This window comes from Nakamurella sp. (assembly GCF_048594475.1).
Lineage (GTDB): Bacteria > Actinomycetota > Actinomycetes > Mycobacteriales > Nakamurellaceae > Nakamurella.
The window spans coordinates 1-1,792 of sequence record NZ_JBMDXT010000064.1 but is presented as its reverse complement, the minus strand read 5'-3'; the positions used below and the strand labels follow the sequence as shown (position 1 = coordinate 1,792).

The window sequence follows — 1,792 nt, the reverse complement described above, 5'->3', positions numbered from 1 at the left end:
ATGGCGAACCGCAAGAGCACCGCGCGAGACCTGGCCCAGATCGCCATCTTCGCCGCGCTGATCGCCGCCCTCGGCCTGCCCGGCAGCATCACCATCGGCTCCACCGGCGTGCCGATCACGCTGCAGACCCTGGGCATCATGCTCACCGGCGGCATTCTCGGCGCCCGCAAGGGCTTCCTGGCCGTCCTGGTGTTCCTCGTGCTGACCTCGGCCGGCCTGCCGCTCCTGGCCGGCGGCCGGGGCGGCCTCGGGGTCTGGGCCGGGCCGTCGGCCGGCTACCTGGTGGGCTGGCTGGTCGGCGTCGTGGTCATCGGCCTGCTGACCGCCCGGATCCTGCCCCGTTACCCGCTGTGGCAGGGCATCCTGGTCAACCTGGTCGGCGGGGCCCTGGTCATCTACGTCTTCGGCATCACCTGGCTGGCGATCCGGACGGGCAGCTGGGCCACCGCGCTGACCGGGGCGCTGCCGTTCCTGCCCGGCGACGTGCTCAAGGCGGTCGTGGCCGCGATCGTGGTCAAGCAGGTGCACCGGGCGTACCCCGGCCTGATCCCCGGCGTGAGCTCGGCGGGCACCCAGCCGCCGACCCAGAAGGTCTCCTCCTGATCGCGGCGCCCGTCCGGCCGGGTCCGCTGCGGCCCGGCCGCGAGGACGACGCCCCGGCCATCACGCTGGGCGGGCGCACCCTGACCTACCGGCAGTTCGGCACGGCCGTCAGCACGGCCCCCGGCGGTCGTCCGGGCCCTCCGGTCGCCGCCGGGCCCGCTCCGGTCGATGCGCTGGCCGCGGTGTTCGCCGCGGCCCGGCGCGGCACCCCGGTCCTGATCACCGATCCCGCCGCGCCGCCGGCGGGCGGCCCGGCGGATGCCGGGGCCCGGCGGCTCCCCCCGGAGACGTTCCTGGTCGTGGTCACCTCCGGCACGTCCGGGCACCCGCGGCCGGTGCTGCGCACCGCGGCGTCGTGGACCTCGTCGTTCGCCCCGTTCAGCGAGCTGACCGGGATCGGCCCGGGCGACCGGGTGCTGCTGACCGGTCCCCTGCACGCGACCATGCACCTGTTCGCGGCCGTGCACACCCTGGCGATCGGGGCGCACCTGGTGGACGATCCCGCCATCGCCACCGCCGTCCACGCGGTGCCGTCCCGGCTGGCCACGCTGCTGGACGAGCTGGACCGGGGCGCCGGTCGGGCGCCGCTGCACACCGTGGTGGTGGCCGGGGCGCCCCTGCCCGACGAGCTGGCCGCGCGCGCCCTGGCCCGCGGTCTCGCCGTCGTCGAGTACTACGGCGCCGCCGAGCTCTCGTTCGTCGCCGCCCGCCGGGCGCCCGGCCCGCTGCGCCCGTTCCCCGGCGCCCGGGTCGAGCTGCGCTCCGGCGTCCTGTGGGTCTCGTCGCCGTACCTGTCGCTGGGCTACCCGCCCGGCATCAGCGGTCCGTTCCGGCGTGCCGCCGACGGGTTCGCCACGGTCGGCGACCTGGCCGAGGACCGGTCCGCCCCCGACGATCCGGCCGGGCCCGCGCTGCGGATCCGGGGCCGGGGCGACGCCGCGATCACCACGGGCGGCGCGACCGTCGTCGCCGAGGACGTCGAACAGGTCCTGCTGGCCCTGCCCGGGGTGGCCGCCGTCGCCGTGGTCGGGGCCGCCCATCCCCGGCTCGGCCAGCTCGTCGTGGCCGTGCTGGAGCCGGTCGCCGGAGCCGACCTCGGCGGGATCCGGGCGGCCGCGCGCCGGGTGCTGACCGGCCCGTCCCGGCCGCGCCGGTGGCTGGTGGCCGACGCCCTGCCGCGCACGCCCGG

Annotated in this window: 2 protein-coding genes; both read left to right on the top strand. The window is 77.6% G+C overall.

Translation table 11 applies throughout. The annotated features are described in order from the left end of the window. Positions 1-603 carry a biotin transporter BioY gene (locus tag ACOJUF_RS03190; protein WP_420120420.1) on the top strand — a complete coding sequence of 201 codons (603 nt, stop codon included), beginning with the start codon at positions 1-3 and terminating at the stop codon, positions 601-603. Positions 604-785: 182 nt separating this feature from the next. Next, the coding region (locus tag ACOJUF_RS03185; RefSeq protein ID WP_420120419.1) for an AMP-binding protein at positions 786-1,792 on the top strand (1,007 nt) is incomplete at its 3' end.

Bases quoted from the DNA above. Each gene is read 5' to 3' on its own strand.
- ACOJUF_RS03190 (WP_420120420.1), top strand. From the start codon at position 1: ATGGCGAACCGCAAGAGCACCGCGCGAGACCTGGCCCAGATCGCCATC.